Source organism: Streptomyces sp. NPDC047315 (assembly GCF_040643215.1).
Classification (GTDB): Bacteria; Actinomycetota; Actinomycetes; order Streptomycetales; family Streptomycetaceae; genus Streptomyces.
The window spans coordinates 180906-197178 of record NZ_JBEYTZ010000015.1 but is presented as its reverse complement, the minus strand read 5'-3'; the positions used below and the strand labels follow the sequence as shown (position 1 = coordinate 197178).

The following is a 16273-nucleotide window of genomic DNA, read 5'->3' as shown; positions in this document are numbered from 1 at the left end:
GATCCACCGTCAAATCCCCACCAAAACCCCGGTCACCACTCGCGTCGGGCACATACTTCACACAGACAACGATCTTCAGGCTCACGCCGACTCCTCTTTGCCTTCTTGCAGTGGCCATATCCGTGGTGACCCCGGGCACGGAAGCCGGGGGCAGCGCTGTGAGGCAGCATAAGTGCCCACAGTCGGGGTTTCCGGTCGAATCGACCGGCGCTCCGGTCAAAATATTACTTACCAGTACGCCACTGAACCGGCTCCTGAGCAAGCGCTTGGATCTGTGACCTTGCCGACGTCAGAGCGGCACCCCCGCATATGAGCCGATGGACGGAAAAGAGCGACGTGACGAGAATCTCGCCCGGTCCGGGGCCCAGGACTGGCCAGCGGCGGCCACATGGGGCACGATCTGCCCAGCACCGAATACCTACGGCTGCGTAACTTCCGCCGGGAGAACCCTCCCCGGGCACGACAGAAGGATCCTCCCCGCATGGCAGAGCTCGTCTACCCGCCGGTCATCGGCGCGGCGCGCACGATGTTCAAGGCGCTGGACCTCAAGATCGACATTCAGGGGTCGCAGAACATCCCGCGTTCGGGCGGCGCCGTGCTGGTCAGCAACCACATCAGCTATCTGGACTTCATCTTCACCGGCCTCGGCGCCCTCCCCCAGAAGCGACTGGTGCGCTTCATGGCGAAGGAATCGGTCTTCCGGCACCGGATCGGCGGTCCGCTGATGCGCGGGATGAAGCACATCCCCGTCGACCGGGCCCAGGGCGACGCGGCCTACCGCCATGCCCTCGACTCGCTGCGTGCGGGCGAGATCGTCGGCGTCTTCCCCGAAGCGACCATCTCGCAGTCGTTCACGCTGAAGTCGTTCAAGTCCGGTGCCGCACGGCTGGCGCAGGAGGCCGGGGTGCCGCTGATCCCGATGGCCCTGTGGGGCACTCAGCGGCTGTGGACCAAGGGGCGTCCGCGGAACCTCAAGCGCAGCCACATCCCGGTGACGATCCGGGTGGGCGAGCCGGTCGAAGCGCCCTCCGACCAGTACGCGGGCGCCATCACCCGCCGGCTGCGCGAGCGCGTGCAGGAGCTGCTGGAGGCGGCGCAGCGGGCCTATCCCGTACGCCCCCGGGACGCGTCGGACACCTGGTGGATGCCGGCACACCTCGGGGGAACGGCCCCGACCCCGGAGCAGCTGCGCGGGGTCCACTGACCCCTCGGGGCATCGACGGTCAGGCCGGCGCGTGGACGACGACCCGCGCGCCCGGGCTGAACTTCTCCAGCGACTCGACCAGTTCGACTGCGGCGGCCTCCAACTCGGTGCCGGTCACGGGCGCCAGCGCCTCCAGCAGGAAGACCGCGTTCGTCGTCTCCTCGGTGAGGCGGGTGCGCACGCCCTGGCGCCAGCACCAGCGGCGGCAGGTGACGCCTTCGTCGTCCCGCCACACCACCTCGCCCGGCTCCGGGTGTTCCACGCCCTCCTCGCCCGCCGCCACGGTGCCGAAGGGCTCGTCGCCGACGGCGCGGATCAGCCGCATGCCGCCCTGGATCCGATCGAGGTCCTCACCGCCGACGGGGAGGAGATGGGCGACGCTGATGGCGTTGTAGAGGTCGACGAGGAGGTTGATCCTCGGCAGACCACCGTCGGCCAGGGCGCGCTTGGCCAGGGCCTCGGCGGAGTTGCGCGTACGGGACGGTTTGGCCCCGAAGGCGCTGAAGGCCGTGCGCCAGGCAACCATGTGGGGGTCCTCGTGCGGGGCGCGGGCGTCGAGGCGCTGTGCGAGCCTGCGGGCGGCGTCGTCGAGGAGGGCTGAACTGTCCTCGGTGCTGGCGCCGTTGACCAGGCCGTACGCCTCGATCACCAGCTGTGTGTAGCCGGGCGCGAGGTCCCTGACGTCGTCGGAGACGGTGAGCGTGATCGCCATGCCGAAGTGCCTCATCACAGTGCGGTGGGAAGGTGTGCGAACAGGTGCTCCCGGTCGGGCGCGGCTTTGAGTGCGGCGAGAACGACCGGATGGGGTGCAGCATACAGCTCTGGATAGTCCACTTCATTACACTCCGGGCGGACCGGGAAGGCCAACCGCTCGACGTCCAGCGAGAACTGGGCGTGGACGCCCGGTTTGTTGCCCCTCGGATCCAGACGTGACCAGGTCGTACGCCCGGGCAGCCGGAGGGCGACCAGGCCGTGGACCTCGCCGAGGTTCTGGTAGCAGAGTGCGGCGGGAATGGATTCGGCGCGCAGCAGCGCGACCAGGGCGTGGGCCTTGGCGTAGCAGATGCCGGTTCGCAGCCGCAGCACGTCCGAGGCGCGCCAGGTGACGCGGCCGTCTCCGGCGTCGGCGGAGTGCGAAATCGCGTCCCGGACGAACTCGAAGGCCGACCGGGCGTAGCCGTGCGCGTCCAAGGCGGTGCCGCGCAGGCGGGCGGCGGTCTCGCGCACGAGCGGGTGTTCGTGGTCCACGGCCTCGTCGGCAGCGAGGTAGGCCGACAGGTCGGCGTTCTGCTGGATCAGCTCCATGGCGGACCACCTTAAGCAGACGGCCGACCGCAATCAATCGATTTACGGTCGGCCGCATATCCATGCAGACGGTGTACCGGGTTCAGCCGCGGGCCGTCTCCTCCTTGAGCGCCTGGACGAAGGCGTCGACGTCTTCCTCAGTGGTGTCGAAGGAGCACATCCACCGCACGTCGCCCGCCGCTTCGTCCCAGAAGTAGAAGCGGAAGCGCTGTTGCAGTCGCACGCTGACGTCGTGCGGCAGCCGGGCGAAGACCGCGTTGGCCTGGACGGGGTGCAGGATCTCCACTCCGTCGACCTGGCGCACCCCCTCGGCGAGCCGCTGCGCCATCGCGTTGGCGTGCCGTGCGTTGCGCAGCCACAGGTCGCGTGCGAGCAGCGCTTCGAGCTGCACGGAGACGAACCGCATCTTGGACGCGAGCTGCATGGACAGCTTGCGCAGGTGCTTCATGTGGCTGACCGCGTCCGGGTTCAGCACGACGACGGCTTCGCCGAACATCATGCCGTTCTTCGTGCCGCCGAAGGTGATCACGTCGACGCCGACGGCGTTGGTGAACGTCCGCATGGGGACGTCCAAGGAGGCCGCGGCGTTGGATATCCGGGCGCCGTCGAGGTGCACCTTCATCCCGCGCTCGTGGGCGTGGTCGACGATCGCGCGGATCTCGGCCGGGGTGTAGACGGTGCCCAGCTCGGTGTTCTGGGTGATCGACACGACCTGCGGCATCGCACGGTGCTCGTCGTCCCAGCCGTACGCCTCCCGGTCGATCAGCTCGGGGGTGAGCTTGCCGTCGGGCGTCGGCACGGTCAGCAGCTTCAGCCCGCCCATGCGCTCGGGGGCGCCGCCCTCGTCCACGTTGATGTGGGCCGTCTGGGCGCAGATCACCGCGCCCCAACGGTCGGTGAGCGCCTGGAGCGCGGTGACGTTTGCGCCCGTTCCGTTGAAGACGGGGAACGCCTGCGCGGTGGGGCCGAAGTGGCTGTGCATGATCCGCTGGAGGTGTTCGGTGTACTGGTCCTCGCCGTAGGCGACCTGGTGGCCGCCGTTGGCGAGGGCGAGTGCCGCGAGCACTTCGGGGTGGACGCCCGCGTAGTTGTCGCTGGCGAATCCGCGGACGTCGGGGTCGTGATGGCGGCGGGCGGCCGTCGGGGCGGGAGCCGTCCTCACGGTTGGGGCGTCAGCCACAGGCGCTGTCCATTTACTTCCGTGGCGGGCCGGTCCCAGACGCCGGCGATGGCATCGGCCAGCTCCGTGACGTCCGTGAAGCCCGCGAACTTGGCGTTGGGTCGCTCGGCACGCATCGCGTCGTGCACCAGAGCCTTCACCACCAGGATCCCAGCAGCGGTGCGCGGGCCGCCGTCACCCCCCTCCTTGCGGAAGGCGTCACCGAGGGCCAGCGTCCACGCCTCGGCGGCTGCCTTGGCCGCGGAGTACGCCGCGTTGCCCGCGGTGGGCTTGCTGGCACCGGCCGCGCTGATCAGCAGGAAGCGCCCGCGGTCGCTGCGCAGCAGCCCGTCGTGGAAGGCGAGGGAGGTGTGCTGCACGGTGCGGATCAGCAGCCGTTCCAAGAAGTCCCAGTCGGACATCTTGGTCTCGGCGAAGGAGGCGCTGCCGCGCCAGCCACCGACCAGGTGCACCAGGCCGTCGATGCGGCCGAACTCCTTCTCGGTCTTGTCCGCCCACTCCCGGGTCGCGGCGAGGTCGAGCAGGTCGACGGTGTCGCCGGTGACGGTCGCGCCGCCGTGGGCGTACCGGGCCGCGTCGACGGCCGCGGCGAGCCGCTCGGGGTCGGCGTCGGCGCCGACGACGGTGGCGCCGGCCTCGGCGAGCCTCAGCAGGGTGGCGCGCCCGGCCGGGCCCGCCGCGCCGGCGACCGCGACGACGGCACCTTCCAGCGGGCCGTTGGAGTTCTTCATCTCGGTCGCCTCCTCGTTACGCACGGTCACGCGGCAGCCCCGGAGGCAGCGCCGTCCACCGCGGGGCCGTTCGCGGTGATCCCCTTGGTGGAGGCGATCACCTTCTTGAGCTTCTTGCCCAGGGCCTCATAGAACATGCTGAGCGGAAACTCGTCGGGAAGCACGTCGTCCACGAGCTTGCGGGGCGGCTGCGACAGGTCGAGGGCGTCGGGGCCCTTGGCCCAGCGGGAGCCCGGGTGCGGGGCGAGGTAGGTGGAGACCAGTTCGTACGCGGCGAACCAGTGGACCAGCTTGGGGCGGTCGATGCCGTCGCGGTACAGCTTCTCGATCTCGGCGCAGAGCTGGTTGGTGACCTGCGGCGCGCGCTCCCAGTCGATCTTCAGGGTGTTGTCGGTCCAGCGCACCACGTCGTGCTGGTGGAGGTAGGCGAAGAGGAGCTGGCCGCCGAGGCCGTCGTAGTTGCGCACGCGCTCGCCGGTGACCGGGAAGCGGAACATGCGGTCGAAGAGGACCGCGTACTGCACGTCACGCCCCTGCGAAACGCCGTCGGCCTCCAGCTCCACGGCCGCCTTGAAGGCGGTCAGGTCGCAGCGCAGCTCCTCCAGGCCGTACATCCAGAAGGGCTGGCGCTGCTTGATCATGAAGGGGTCGAAAGGCAGGTCGCCGTGGCTGTGGGTGCGGTCGTGGACCATGTCCCACAGCACGAACGCCTCCTGGCAGCGCTGCTGGTCGTCCACCATGGCGCGGATGTCCGCCGGCAGCTCCAGGCCGAGGACGTCGACGGCCGCGGTGGTGACGGCGCGGAAGCGGGCGGCCTCGCGGTCGCAGAAGATGCCGCCCCAGGTGAAGCGCTCGGGGGCCTCGCGCACGGCGATGGTCTCCGGGAAGAGGACCGCGGAGTTGGTGTCGTAACCGGCGGTGAAGTCCTCGAAGGTGATGCCGCAGAAGAGGGGGTTGTCGTAGCGGGTGCGCTCCAGCTCGGCCAGCCAGTCGGGCCACACCATGCGCAGCACGACGGCTTCCAGGTTGCGGTCCGGGTTGCCGTTCTGGGTGTACATGGGGAAGACGACCAGGTGCTGGAGGCCGTCGACGCGGTTGGCCGCGGGGTGGAAGGCCAGCAGCGAGTCCAGGAAGTCCGGCACCCCGAAGGCGCCGTCGGCCCAGGCGCGCAGGTCCGCGACGAGCGCCCGGTGGTACGCGGCGCCGTGCGGCAGCAGCGGCGACAGCTCCTCGACGGCTGCGACGACCCGCTCGACGGCGGCTTCGGCGTCAGCCCGGGTCGGGGCGCCCTCGGCGTCGAAGTCGATCGAGCCGTCCTTGGACTGCCAGGGCCGGATCTCCTCAACGGCATTCTTGAGCCTCGGCCACGCCGGGTGCTCGGCAACCGACTGGGCGGTGGATATGGCGGTCGCGTCTGCGCCCTTCACAAGAATTTCCGTCATGTCACTTCCTCCACAGGAGAACCTTGCGTCAAGACACCGTATCCATGTGGCGTTCTTCCGGACAAGTGACCCCTACGGAAATTATCCTGCCTCACCCCCTTGATCGCAGGAAGGTTTACGGCCGGCATGGGTGGGAACACGCTCTTCCCCCGGTCGGATCACCCACAGGAGCGGTCTGCCCCAGAGGTGGGCGCAGACACGGTTCCCATGCGGCGACGGACGGTTAGGCTGCGCCTTGCCGGGCGGCGTCGTCAGGCTGCCGCGCGGGAGCCGCCGTCGACGGAAGCGAGAGAATCTTGACTTTCCTCACCATCGGTCATCGCGGGGTCATGGGCGTCGAGCCGGAGAACACCCTGCGCTCCTTCGTCCGGGCGGAACGCACCGGCATGGACGCCATCGAACTCGACCTCCACCTGAGCAAGGACGGCGCACTCGTCGTCATGCACGACGCCGACGTGGACCGCACGACCGACGGGTGCGGCCCGGTGGCCGAGAAGACCCTGGCGGAGCTGCGGGGCCTCGACGCCGGCCGGGGCGAGCGGGTGCCCGTGTTCGAGGAGGTCCTGGAGGCGGTCGAGGCGCCCCTCCAGGCCGAGATCAAGGACGTGGCCGCGGCACAGGCCCTTGCCGACGTGATGCTCCGCCACGACCTGGCCCGGCGCGTGACGGTCTCCTCGTTCCACGACGACGCCGTCGCCGAGATCGCCGCCCTGGTGCCGGGGGTGCGGACCGTGCTGATCGCCAGCCGTTGGGGAAACGACGTCGTGGACCGCGCGACCGCCGTGGGCGCCGACTGGCTCGCGCTGAACATCCGCCGGCTCACCCTGGAGACCACCGAGCGGGCGCACGAGGAGGGGCTGCGGGTGATCGGCTGGGTGGTGAACACCCAGGAGCAACTGAAGCTGGCGCGTGCGCTCGAACTCGACGGCGTGACCACCGACTTCCCCGAGATCCGCCGCACCGGCCGGTTCACCGCGTGACGCGTCCGGCCCCGGAGCCGGACCGCACCGGTGCGTCAGCTCAGCGGCTTGACCAGTTCCTCGAAGACCAGGTCGTCGCGTAGCGGGGTGCCCACGCGCTCGTCGCCGTACGGGAAGGGCGACAGCCGTCCGGTACGGCGGTATCCGCACCGCTCGTACCAGGCGATCAGCTCCACCCGCTGCGCGATCACCGTCATGCGCACCTCGCGCGCGCCCCACCGCGCCCGGGCCATGCCCTCTGCCTCGCCGATGACGCGTCGGCCGACACCGGCGCCCTGGAGCCCGGGGCGCACGGCGAACAGACCGAAGTACGCCCACTCCCCGCGGCGTTCGAGTTGGAAGCAGGAGATGGTCTCACCGGCGTCCGCCACCACGACGAGTCGGCTGTCGGGGGCCCGGATGATCGTGCGGACGCCGTCCGCGTCGATGCGGATGCCGCCGATCAGATCGGCCTCGGTCGACCAGCCGACGCGGCTCTCCTCGCCCCGGTAGGCGGACTGGATCAGCGCGACGAGCGCGGGCACGTCCTCCTCCCGCGCGTCGCGGAAGGTGAGGTGCGCGAGGTTCCGGGGCGGTGCGCTGCTCATGGGCGTGGCTCTCCCTCTCGGCCGGTGGCTGCGGGCGCACAGACTACGCGCAGTCGCTGCGCGCTCCCCCGCACACCCCCGTGCACCCCTGTGCGCTCGGGTACGCCCCGGCTCTCAGGGGCATCGCACCCTACGACGCGGTCGCGTTCGACACCGTCACGAGGGGGGAGGCGCCCGTGCACGGACCCGCGCTGCCCGGTTGGCTGCTCGTCGCGCTGGGCGGGCTCACCGGTGCTTACTGTCTGCTGAGATTTCGGGGGTGCTCGGGGGAGGCCCGGCGGGCCGCGGGTGACGAAGCGCTGATGGGGATCGGGATGGCGCTCATGGCCGTGCCCGCCGCCGCCCTGACGCCGCCCCGCTGGACCTGGACGGGGTACGCGGCGGTCTTCGGGGGCGCGGCGCTGGCCTCCTTGTGGGCGGCCCGGCGCGGCGCCCACCATCTGCACCACCTCGTCGGGTCGCTCGCGATGGTGTACATGGCGGTGGCGATGGCCCGGCCCGGTGGCGGTGCCGCGGGGCACGGCGCTCACGCGTCGGCCGCGGCTGACGCGTTGACGGGTCTGCCGCTGGTGACGGGGGCTCTGCTGGCGTACTACGCGGTGTACGTGCTGCGTTCGGGCATCCGGCTGGTGCCGGCCGGCGCTGCGGCCCCGTCGGCGACCACGGCCCTTCCGGACCTGCTGCCGGCGTGCCGACTGGCGATGGGGCTCGGGATGCTCGCGATGCTGAGCACCATGTGAGGCGGGGGGTACGAAGTAGGGGATGCACCGACGGCCCGGGCGGACCCGGGCTGCCGCAGGGGAAACCGTGGCGTACGTCACTTGCCGGGCGAGGGCGTATCCGCAGGTGGTACGGCACTCATAGGCTGGTGGCATGCTGGTCCCCCTCGTGCTGCTGTTGCTCGGCGCGCTGGCCGCTGTGGCGGCGCCCCGTCTGGTGTCGCGCGCACATTGGTCGGAGCGAGAACCGATCGTGGCCCTGTGGGTGTGGCAGTGCGTGGTGGCGGCGGTCCTGCTGTCGTTCGCGCTGTCGATGACCTTCAGCGCCGCCGCGGCCTGGCAGCTCGTCCGGGGACACGTCTTCGCACCCGCGCCGCAGGGCGTGATGGAGGCCTACGCGCTCGGCACGGAAGGGCCCTGGGCCGCCGGGCTCGCGGTCGTCCTGGCCTGCGGCGGGCTGTGGTCGCTGGCGATGCTGACGCGCGAGGTGCGCATCGCCCGGGCGCAGCGCCGGCGCCGTCGGCAGGAGTTGTTGGTGCGGGCGCCGCTGATGCCGGGCGAGCAGACCGAGGGCGAACGGCTCGTGGTGCTGGAGGGGGCGCGTCCGGGCGCCTGGTGGCTGCCCGGGGCCACGCCCCAACTGGTCATCACCACCGCTGCGTTGCGCCGGCTGAAGGGGCGCCAGATCGATGCGGTGCTGGCGCACGAACAGGGTCACGCCCGGGCCCGGCACGACTGGCTGCTGCACACCTCGGGCGCCCTGGCCAACGGCTTTCCCCAGGTCCCGGTGTTCGCCGCGTTCCGCGACGAGATGCACCGGCTGGTGGAGTTGGCCGCCGACGACGTGGCGTCCAAGCGCTTCGGACGGCTGACGATCGCGCTCGCGCTGGTCGAACTGAACGAGGAGCGCGGGGTGTTCGGGCCCTGTCCGCCGCAGCACGACCACGTGCCGCAGCGGGTGCACCGCCTCCTCGCGGCCACTCCGCGACTCGCCCCCTTCCGCCGGCTGCAGCTGACCGCGGCGGCGGCGCTGGTGCCGGTGGTGCCGGTGCTCGTGGCGTTCGTACCGGCGCTGCGGGCACTGGGCTGACCCTCCCCGCCGATCGCCCCGCGCCACACCGGTCCCGCACGGGGATAGCCCGGGGCGCGGTCAGCGGGGAAGATCGGCCCCATGCATCCCCCGCACGCTTCGCCCCCCGGGTCTCCTGGGCCCCCCGGACCTCCCGGGCCTCCTGCACCTCCTGGGTCGCACGAGCCTCCTGACTCTCCTGGCCCCGAGCCGTCCCCTGACTCCGACCGCGGCCGGCGACGGCTCTCCTTAGGAGGCCCGGCCCTGCTCGGACTGGTGCTGGCGCTGTTGTCGGGCGTCCTGCTGTGGCTGGTGGCCGCCTCCTGGTCGCCGCTGATGTCCTTCGACCGGTCGACGGCGCGGGCCCTGCACCGCAGGGCGGTGGTCGAGCCCGACCTCGTCCACGCGAACCGGATCCTCTCGGACTGGGTCTGGGACCCCTGGACGATGCGCGCCCTGATCGCCGTGGCCGTGCTGTGGCTGTGGTGGCGGCGCGAGTGGCTGCTGGGGCTGTGGGTGGCGGGGACCGTCGCGCTGGGGGCCGTGGTCCAGCAGTCGTTGAAGGCGGCGGTGGGCCGCGAGCGCCCGCAGTGGCCGGATCCCGTCGACTCGGCCCACTACGCGGCCTTCCCCTCCGGCCATGCGATGGTGGCGACCATCGTGTGCGGGCTGCTGTTGTGGCTGCTGCGGCGACACGGGCTGCGCGGCACGTGGTGGGGCGTGTGCGTGGCGGTCGCGGCGGTGTCGGTCATCGGCGTCGGGGCGACCCGGCTCTACCTGGGGGTCCACTGGCCCACGGACGTGCTGGGCGGCTGGTTGATGGGGGCCGCTTGGGTGGCGCTGTCGATCGCCGCGTACGCGCGGGTGGAACGCCGGGCGAACCGGGACGCAGCGCCCCGGGAAGACACGACCTGATTGGTGCTTCGGGAGCGCCCGGAACACGCCGACTTCGATTCCGTCGCGTCTCGCCCTTGACAGGCGACGGGTCTTCCAGACCGGGCGATCCCCCGCGTCGCCCGGTCCGGTCGACACCCCCGTCGAGCTGCACCTCACGGTCGCACGGGGGCCTGCGCTGAGTATATTGGCTCAGAGCCAGTCAACGCAGGAGTCCAGCATGTCCCCGCGGAGCCCATCGGTCAATGAAGAGCTTCGCCGGCGTTCCCGGGACCGACTGCTGCAGGCGACGGTCGAGTTGGTCGACGAGCGGGGCTACGACACCACGACCCTCGCCGACATCGCGGACCGGGCGGGCTCGGCGCGCGGCCTCGTCTCGTACTACTTTCCGGGCAAGCGCCAGTTGTTGCAGTCCGCCGTCCACCGGCTGATGCACCGCACGCTGGAGGAGGCGCTCAACCGCGAGCCGCAGTCGGACGACGGCCGGGAGGTCCTCGCCCGGGCGATCGACGCCGTCCTCGGTCTGGGCGTGGACCGTCCCGCGCTGATGCGCGCGCACATGTCGGGGGTGCTCCAGGCGGAGGGCTTCGTGCAGTGCCCCGAGCAACAACGGCTGGCCGCGCTGCTGAGCGAGGCGGTGCGGCGGTACGGCTCGGACACGGTCGAGGTGGACTACCCGATGCTGCGCGCCCGGCTGATGGGGGCCGTCTTCGCGATCGTGCTGCCGGGTGCCCCGATGCCCCGGGAGCTGCTGCGCGCGGACCTGTTCCAGGCGTACGGACTGGACTGGCAACTCGGTGTTCCGCCGGGTGGTTCGGTCCACCCGGCGGAACACCCGCTGACTGCCCGCGGCGCGCGGCCGACCCCGCAGGGCCGGGTCAGGAGCCAGGCTCCCCCGCCGCGTCAGGCGCGCCGGACGCGCTAGCCGTCCGACGACCTGCCAGCCGTCCGACCGGCTGGCCCTGCGACCAGCCGTCCGTCGGACTCACTAGTCGTCGTCGTCCTCGTCGTCGTCACGGTCGAAGTAGTCCGGCTGCGTCTGGACGTTGAGCTCGTCCAGCCGCACCCGCTTCGCCGGGTCCGTGCGCCTGTCGTTGATCTTCAGGACGTCGAGGCCCTTCACCATGTCGTTCGAGTAGACGTATCCGTTGTAGTAGTACGCGGACCAGGTCCCGCCCCCGATGAAGTCGGTGACGGAGATGGGGCCGCGCTCGAAGTAGCCGATCTCCTTCGGCTTCGACGAGTCGGTGAAGTCCCAGAAGGACACCCCGCCCTGGTACCACGACTGGACCATGATGTCGCGGCCCTTGACCGGGATGATCGAGCCGTTGTGCGCCACGCAGTTCTCGGTGTCGGCCTGGTGGCGCGGGATCTTGAAGTAGCTGCGGAAGATCAGCTTGCGCTTGTCGCCCTTGCCGACGAGGTCGTAGATGCCGTTGGCACCGCGGTTGGGGCCGATCTCCGCGTTGCAGGTCGCCGCGCCGCCGCCACCGAGCTCGTCCGTGAAGACGATCTTGTTGGTGTCCTGGTTGAAGGTCGCCGAGTGCCAGAACGCGAAGTTCACGTTGTCCTGGACCTGGTCGATGACCTTCGGCCGTTCCGGGTCCTTGATGGAGAACAGGATGCCGTCGCCCATGCAGGCGCCGGCCGCCAGGTCCTTCGACGGGAGCACGGTGATGTCGTGGCAGCCCGTGGTCTTGGAGACGCCCGGGTTGGTGGGTCCGCCCGGGTTGCCGCCGCCGTCGGGGCCGTCACCCGGGAAGAGCACCGGGAAGCCGATCATCTTGGCCTGCTCGGGCGCCTTGCGCGGCACCTTGATGATGGAGATGCCGTCGTGCGGCGGCTGGCAGTCCGGGAAGGCCGCGTTCGGCGAGTACGAGGAGACGTACACGTAGACGTTGCGGCGCTCGGGCACCAGCGTGTGGGTGTGCGAGCCGCAGGGCGTCTCGACGGCGGCGACGTACTTCGGGTTGCGCTTGTCGCTGATGTCGAAGACCTTCATGCCCTCCCACGAGCCCTTGACCGTCGCCGACTGCGACGTGCTGTTGCACGAGTCGTCGCTGCGGGAGGAGTCGGTGGACAGGAAGAGCAGGTTCCCGGAGACGGAGATGTCGTTCTGGGAACCGGGGCACAACACCTGGGAGACCGTCTTCGGGGACTTCGGGTTGGAGATGTCGAAGATCCGGAAGCCGTCGTAGTTCCCCGCGTAGGCGTACTTGCCCTGGAACGCGAGGTCGGAGTTGGTGCCCTTGAGGGCGTCCTTGGGGATGTTGGCTAGGTGTTCGACGTTGTCGCTGCGGACGATCTCGTCCACGCCGGGTATCTCGCCGCTCTTGATGGCGGTGCGGGCCTCGGCCGCCTGGCCCGAGGTGACCTCCTTCTGCTGGACGGGACCGTCCCCGGGGTCGGGTATCGCGGCTGCCGGGGCGGCCGTGAGCAGGGTCGCGAACAGTCCGGCTGCGGCTGCCGCCACGCCCAGGCGTCTGCGCCGCGCTCGGCTGGTGTGCAACAGGGTCACTGCGTCCTCCCTCGTATCCGTTCTGGTCGAACGGTTCACACACCACGGAAGTATCTTGCTTAGCATGCGCATTTCAATAGAGCGCAACACGCCCGTCATGAAAGTTTTTGATCTCCATGCCGGGGAACTGCTTACAACGGTCGCTCGTCAGCCAAGTGCCCCAGGAGGTCACCGTGTTCCGCCAGCCCTCGACCACCGGCACCCGTGGACCGGCGGCACTCGCCGTCGCGGCCCTGGTCGCAGCCCTCGCCCTGAGTGCCTGTGACTCCGATTCCGGCTCCGACTCCTCCCGGTCCGACTCCGGCTCCAGCACGGCGCAGGGCTCGGTCGTCGCACCGGGCAAGCCCGGCGAGGCCGCGAAGACGCTCTCCCCCGAACAGGCCGCGAAGGCCGTCCCGGATGACTCGCCGAACGCCGCGGACTTCGCGTACGCCGAGATGATGGTCAAGCACCACGCCCAGGCGCTCACCATGACGGCGCTGGTGTCCGAACGCGCGTCATCCCAGCAGGTCAAGGGGGTGGCGGAGCGGATCTCCGCCGCTCAGAAGCCGGAGATCGATGCGATGAACGGCTGGTTGAAACGTTTCTCCGCGCAGAAGCCGAAGAGCGGGGGCCATGACCACGGCGCGATGACGATGCCCGGCATGGCCACCGAAGCGCAGCTCGCCCAGTTGCGGGCGGCGAAGGGCGAGGCGTTCGACGACCTCTTCCTGAAGCTGATGATCACCCACCACGAGGGGGCCGTCAGCATGGCCGCCGACGCCCTGTCGGACGGTCGCAACACCCTGGTCCAGGAGATGGCGAACGACGTGCTCTCCCAGCAGTCCGCCGAGATCGGCCGGATGCAGAAGATGTGACGGACCGAGCCGACGGAGTGACGACGCACGCTTCGAGCCTCCCCAGGGCCGGGCACCGGTGGGATGCTGGAGTTCCCCGCGGGAAGGAGCGCCCACGTGCTTCGCGTCGCCGTCGTCGGCTCGGGACCCAGTGGGGTCTACGCGGCCTCGGACCTCGTCCGGCAGAGCCAGGTCCCCGACGTGCAGGTGCACGTCCTGGACCGGCTGCCCTGCCCGTACGGACTCGTGCGGTACGGGGTCGCGCCCGACCACGAGAAGATCAAGTCGCTCCAGAACAACCTCCGCGGGGTGCTGGAGGACGACCGGGTCGGCTTCCTCGGGAACGTGGAGGTCGGGGCGCACGGCCTCGGGCCCGAGCGGCTGCTGGAGCTGTACCACGCGGTCGTGTACTGCGTGGGCGCCGCGCGCGACCGCAGGCTCGGCGTGCCCGGCGAGGACCTGCCCGGCAGCCACTCGGCCACCGACTTCGTCTCCTGGTACAGCGCCCACCCGGACGCACCGCACGACTTCGGGGGCGCCGCGCTCGCGGCGCGTTCGGCCGTGGTGATCGGGGTCGGCAACGTGGCCGTCGACGTGGCACGGATCCTCGCGCGCGCCGCCGACGACCTGCGCGGTACGGACGTGCCGCAGGGCGCGCTCGGTGCGCTGGCCGCCAGCGGGGTGCGCGAGGTGCACATGGTGGGGCGCCGCGGGCCCTCGCAGGCCAAGTTCACCACCAAGGAGCTACGCGAGCTCGGCGCGCTGACGTCGGCCCGGGTCGTGGTCGACCCGGCGGAGCTGGCCCGGGACCCGGCGTACGCGTCCGCCGAGGCCGCTGCCGCGCTGCCGGCGGCCAACCGGCGGAACCTGGACGTCGTGCGGACCTGGGCCGAGCGCGCCCCGGCGGCCGGGGACGGCGTCCGACGGTTGCACGTGCGCTTCTTCCTGCGCCCGGTCGAGCTCCTGGCGGACGGCGGGCGGGTGGGGGCCGTGCGGTTCGAGCGGACCGTCCCGGACGGCGACGGAGGCGTGCGGGGCACCGGGACGTACGAGGACGTGCCCGCGCAGCTGGTGCTGCGGGCCGTCGGGTACCGCGGCGTGGCGCTGCCCGGGCTGCCGTTCGACGCCCGCAGCGGCACGGTGCCGCACGGGGCGGGGCGGGTGCTGCGCGACGGGGCGCCGTCGCCCGGCGAGTACGTGGCGGGGTGGATCAAGCGGGGGCCGACCGGGGTGATCGGGACGAACCGGCCCTGCGCCAAGGAGACGGTGGCCTCGCTGCTCCAGGATGCTCCGCAGCTCGCGGCGCGCCGGGTGGCAAACGACCCGCTGGCGGAGTTGCGCGCGGGCGGACACCGTCCCGTCGAGTGGCCCGGCTGGCTCGCCATCGAGGCGGCGGAGTCGGCTCTCGGGCTCTCCCTGGGGCGGAGGTCGGTGAAGATCCCGGATTGGGCGGGGCTGCTCGCCGCCGCGGCCGGCTGAGCCCCGGGCCTCCAGCACGAGTGCTGTGACCTGCGACGACGCAGGCCCGCAGGCCGTTGTCAGTGGTCGGGTGCACACTGGCCCGTATCCGCGACAAAGATGTCCTGGAGGTAGGGGCCATGACCGCTGTACTGCTGACCGTCGGCACGCGCAAGGGACTGTTCATCGGCCGGCGCACGGGCGGCGCATGGGAGTTCGACGGACCCCACTTCCCCGCCCAGGCCGTGTACTCCGTCGCGATCGACCGGCGGCGGGACGTGCCCCGGTTGCTGGTGGGCGGGGACAGCGCGCACTGGGGCCCGTCCGTCTTCCACTCCGACGACCTGGGGGCCAGCTGGGTCGAGCCGGCGCGCCCGGCGGTCGCCTTCCCCAAGGACACGGGCGCCTCCTTGGAGCGGGTGTGGCAGCTCCATCCGGCCTCGGCCGCCGAGCCGGACGTGGTGTACGCGGGGACGGAGCCCGCGGCCTTGTTCCGCTCGGTCGACGGCGGTGAGAGCTTCGACTTCGTGCGGCCCCTGTGGGAGCACCCGACGCGCTCGCAGTGGGAGCCTGGCGGCGGCGGTGAGGCGGTGCACACGGTGGTGACGGACCACCGGGACCCGAGCGCGGTGACGGTCGCGGTGTCGACGGCCGGGGTGTTCCGCTCCCGGGACGGCGGCGACAGCTGGGCCCCGTCGAACGACGGGGTGTCCGCCGTCTTCCTGCCCGATCCCCACCCCGAGTTCGGCCAGTGCGTCCACAAGATCGCCCAGGACGCCGGGGACCCGGACCGGCTCTACCTCCAGAACCACTGGGGGGTCTACCGCAGCGACGACTCGGGCGCGCACTGGACGGACATCGGTGCGGGGCTGCCGTCGGACTTCGGCTTCGCGGTCGCCGCCCATCCGCACCGCCCGGACACCGCGTACGTCTTCCCGATCACCGCGGACAGCGACCGGGTGCCGGCCGGGCGCCGCTGTCGGGTCTTCCGCACCGAGGACGCGGGCCGCAGTTGGGCGGGGCTGTCCGCCGGGCTGCCGCAGGGCGACCACTTCGGGACGGTGCTGCGGGACGCCCTGCGCACGGACGACGCCGACCCCGCCGGCGTCTACTTCGGCAATCGCAACGGCGAGGTGTACGCCAGCGCCGACGACGGCGACTCCTGGCAGCTCATCGCCTCCCATCTGCCGGACGTGCTGTGCGTACGGGCGGCGGTGCTGGCGTGAGCGGGCCGCACGGGGGCCCCGCGGCCCCGGGTGGAGGCCGGCGGGGGCCGGCGGCGGACCACCCGGCGCACCGCGTCCACGACGGTCCCCGGGCCGTCGTGGACGATCGTCGAAGGACGTGCGG

Annotated in this window: 16 protein-coding genes and 1 pseudogene; 9 read left to right on the top strand and 8 right to left on the bottom strand. The window is 71.3% G+C overall.

Annotation, left to right across the window (positions count from 1 at the left end; genetic code table 11):
* Positions 1-85, bottom strand: a pseudogene (locus ABZ842_RS19615) (electron transfer flavoprotein subunit beta); the annotation flags it as partial.
* 396 nt (positions 86-481) lie between these two features.
* On the opposite strand from ABZ842_RS19615, the gene ABZ842_RS19610 reads away from it, so the two are divergent.
* A complete protein-coding gene (locus ABZ842_RS19610) occupies positions 482-1204 on the top strand; it encodes a lysophospholipid acyltransferase family protein (RefSeq protein WP_361538016.1) in 723 nt (240 codons plus the stop codon).
* Between the two features lie 19 nt (positions 1205-1223).
* On the opposite strand, the gene ABZ842_RS19605 is transcribed toward ABZ842_RS19610, so the two are convergent.
* The 5 genes from ABZ842_RS19605 to ABZ842_RS19585 form a co-directional block, all read right to left on the bottom strand.
* Positions 1224-1916 carry a phenylalanine--tRNA ligase beta subunit-related protein gene (locus ABZ842_RS19605; RefSeq protein ID WP_361538014.1) on the bottom strand — a complete coding sequence of 231 codons (693 nt, stop codon included), beginning with the start codon at positions 1914-1916 and terminating at the stop codon, positions 1224-1226.
* Positions 1917-1930: 14 nt separating this feature from the next.
* On the bottom strand, positions 1931-2509 hold the full coding sequence (locus ABZ842_RS19600) for a transglutaminase family protein (protein WP_361538012.1): 579 nt from the start codon (positions 2507-2509) through the stop codon (positions 1931-1933).
* A gap of 82 nt (positions 2510-2591) precedes the next feature.
* A complete protein-coding gene (locus tag ABZ842_RS19595; RefSeq protein ID WP_361538010.1) occupies positions 2592-3671 on the bottom strand; it encodes a low specificity L-threonine aldolase in 1080 nt (359 codons plus the stop codon).
* Positions 3668-4420, bottom strand: coding sequence for an SDR family oxidoreductase (locus tag ABZ842_RS19590; protein WP_361538038.1), 753 nt, complete (start codon positions 4418-4420; stop codon positions 3668-3670). Before ABZ842_RS19590 ends, ABZ842_RS19595 begins: the two co-directional genes overlap by 4 nt.
* 26 nt (positions 4421-4446) lie before the next feature.
* Positions 4447-5862, bottom strand: coding sequence for a DUF6421 family protein (locus ABZ842_RS19585; RefSeq protein ID WP_361538009.1), 1416 nt, complete (start codon positions 5860-5862; stop codon positions 4447-4449).
* Positions 5863-6158: 296 nt separating this feature from the next.
* On the opposite strand from ABZ842_RS19585, the gene ABZ842_RS19580 reads away from it, so the two are divergent.
* A complete protein-coding gene (locus ABZ842_RS19580) occupies positions 6159-6842 on the top strand; it encodes a glycerophosphodiester phosphodiesterase family protein (RefSeq protein ID WP_361538007.1) in 684 nt (227 codons plus the stop codon).
* Positions 6843-6877: 35 nt separating this feature from the next.
* Here the strand turns inward: ABZ842_RS19580 and ABZ842_RS19575 are convergent, their stop codons facing one another.
* Positions 6878-7429, bottom strand: a complete 552-nt coding sequence (locus tag ABZ842_RS19575; protein ID WP_361538005.1) for a GNAT family N-acetyltransferase — start codon at positions 7427-7429, stop codon at positions 6878-6880.
* 176 nt (positions 7430-7605) lie between these two features.
* Here ABZ842_RS19575 and ABZ842_RS19570 point away from each other — a divergent pair, with 176 nt between their 5' ends.
* From ABZ842_RS19570 to ABZ842_RS19555, 4 genes are all read left to right on the top strand, one after another.
* Entirely contained in the window at positions 7606-8169 is a 564-nt protein-coding gene (locus ABZ842_RS19570) for a DUF5134 domain-containing protein (RefSeq protein ID WP_361538003.1), read from the top strand.
* Between the two features lie 133 nt (positions 8170-8302).
* Entirely contained in the window at positions 8303-9238 is a 936-nt protein-coding gene (locus tag ABZ842_RS19565) for a M56 family metallopeptidase (RefSeq protein ID WP_361538001.1), read from the top strand.
* Positions 9239-9319: 81 nt separating this feature from the next.
* Positions 9320-10132 (top strand): phosphatase PAP2 family protein, encoded by an 813-nt coding sequence (locus tag ABZ842_RS19560; protein WP_361537999.1) that lies wholly within the window; start codon positions 9320-9322, stop codon positions 10130-10132.
* A 199-nt stretch (positions 10133-10331) separates the two neighbouring features.
* Entirely contained in the window at positions 10332-11036 is a 705-nt protein-coding gene (locus tag ABZ842_RS19555) for a helix-turn-helix domain-containing protein (RefSeq protein ID WP_361537997.1), read from the top strand.
* Between the two features lie 63 nt (positions 11037-11099).
* Here ABZ842_RS19555 and ABZ842_RS19550 read toward each other — a convergent pair whose 3' ends face one another.
* Positions 11100-12629, bottom strand: coding sequence for a hypothetical protein (locus tag ABZ842_RS19550; RefSeq protein ID WP_361537995.1), 1530 nt, complete (start codon positions 12627-12629; stop codon positions 11100-11102).
* 173 nt (positions 12630-12802) lie between these two features.
* Between ABZ842_RS19550 and ABZ842_RS19545 the strand changes: the two genes are divergently transcribed.
* The 3 genes from ABZ842_RS19545 (at position 12803) to ABZ842_RS19535 (ending at position 16149) form a co-directional block, all read left to right on the top strand.
* Complete coding sequence (locus tag ABZ842_RS19545; protein ID WP_361537993.1) at positions 12803-13486, top strand: DUF305 domain-containing protein; 684 nt, start codon at positions 12803-12805, stop codon at positions 13484-13486.
* A gap of 96 nt (positions 13487-13582) precedes the next feature.
* The gene (locus tag ABZ842_RS19540; RefSeq protein WP_361537991.1) at positions 13583-14944 is read left to right on the top strand and encodes an FAD-dependent oxidoreductase; all 1362 of its coding nucleotides are present in this window, start codon (positions 13583-13585) and stop codon (positions 14942-14944) included.
* A gap of 119 nt (positions 14945-15063) precedes the next feature.
* Positions 15064-16149 (top strand): exo-alpha-sialidase, encoded by a 1086-nt coding sequence (locus tag ABZ842_RS19535; RefSeq protein WP_361537989.1) that lies wholly within the window; start codon positions 15064-15066, stop codon positions 16147-16149.
* Positions 16150-16273: the final 124 nt, after the last annotated feature.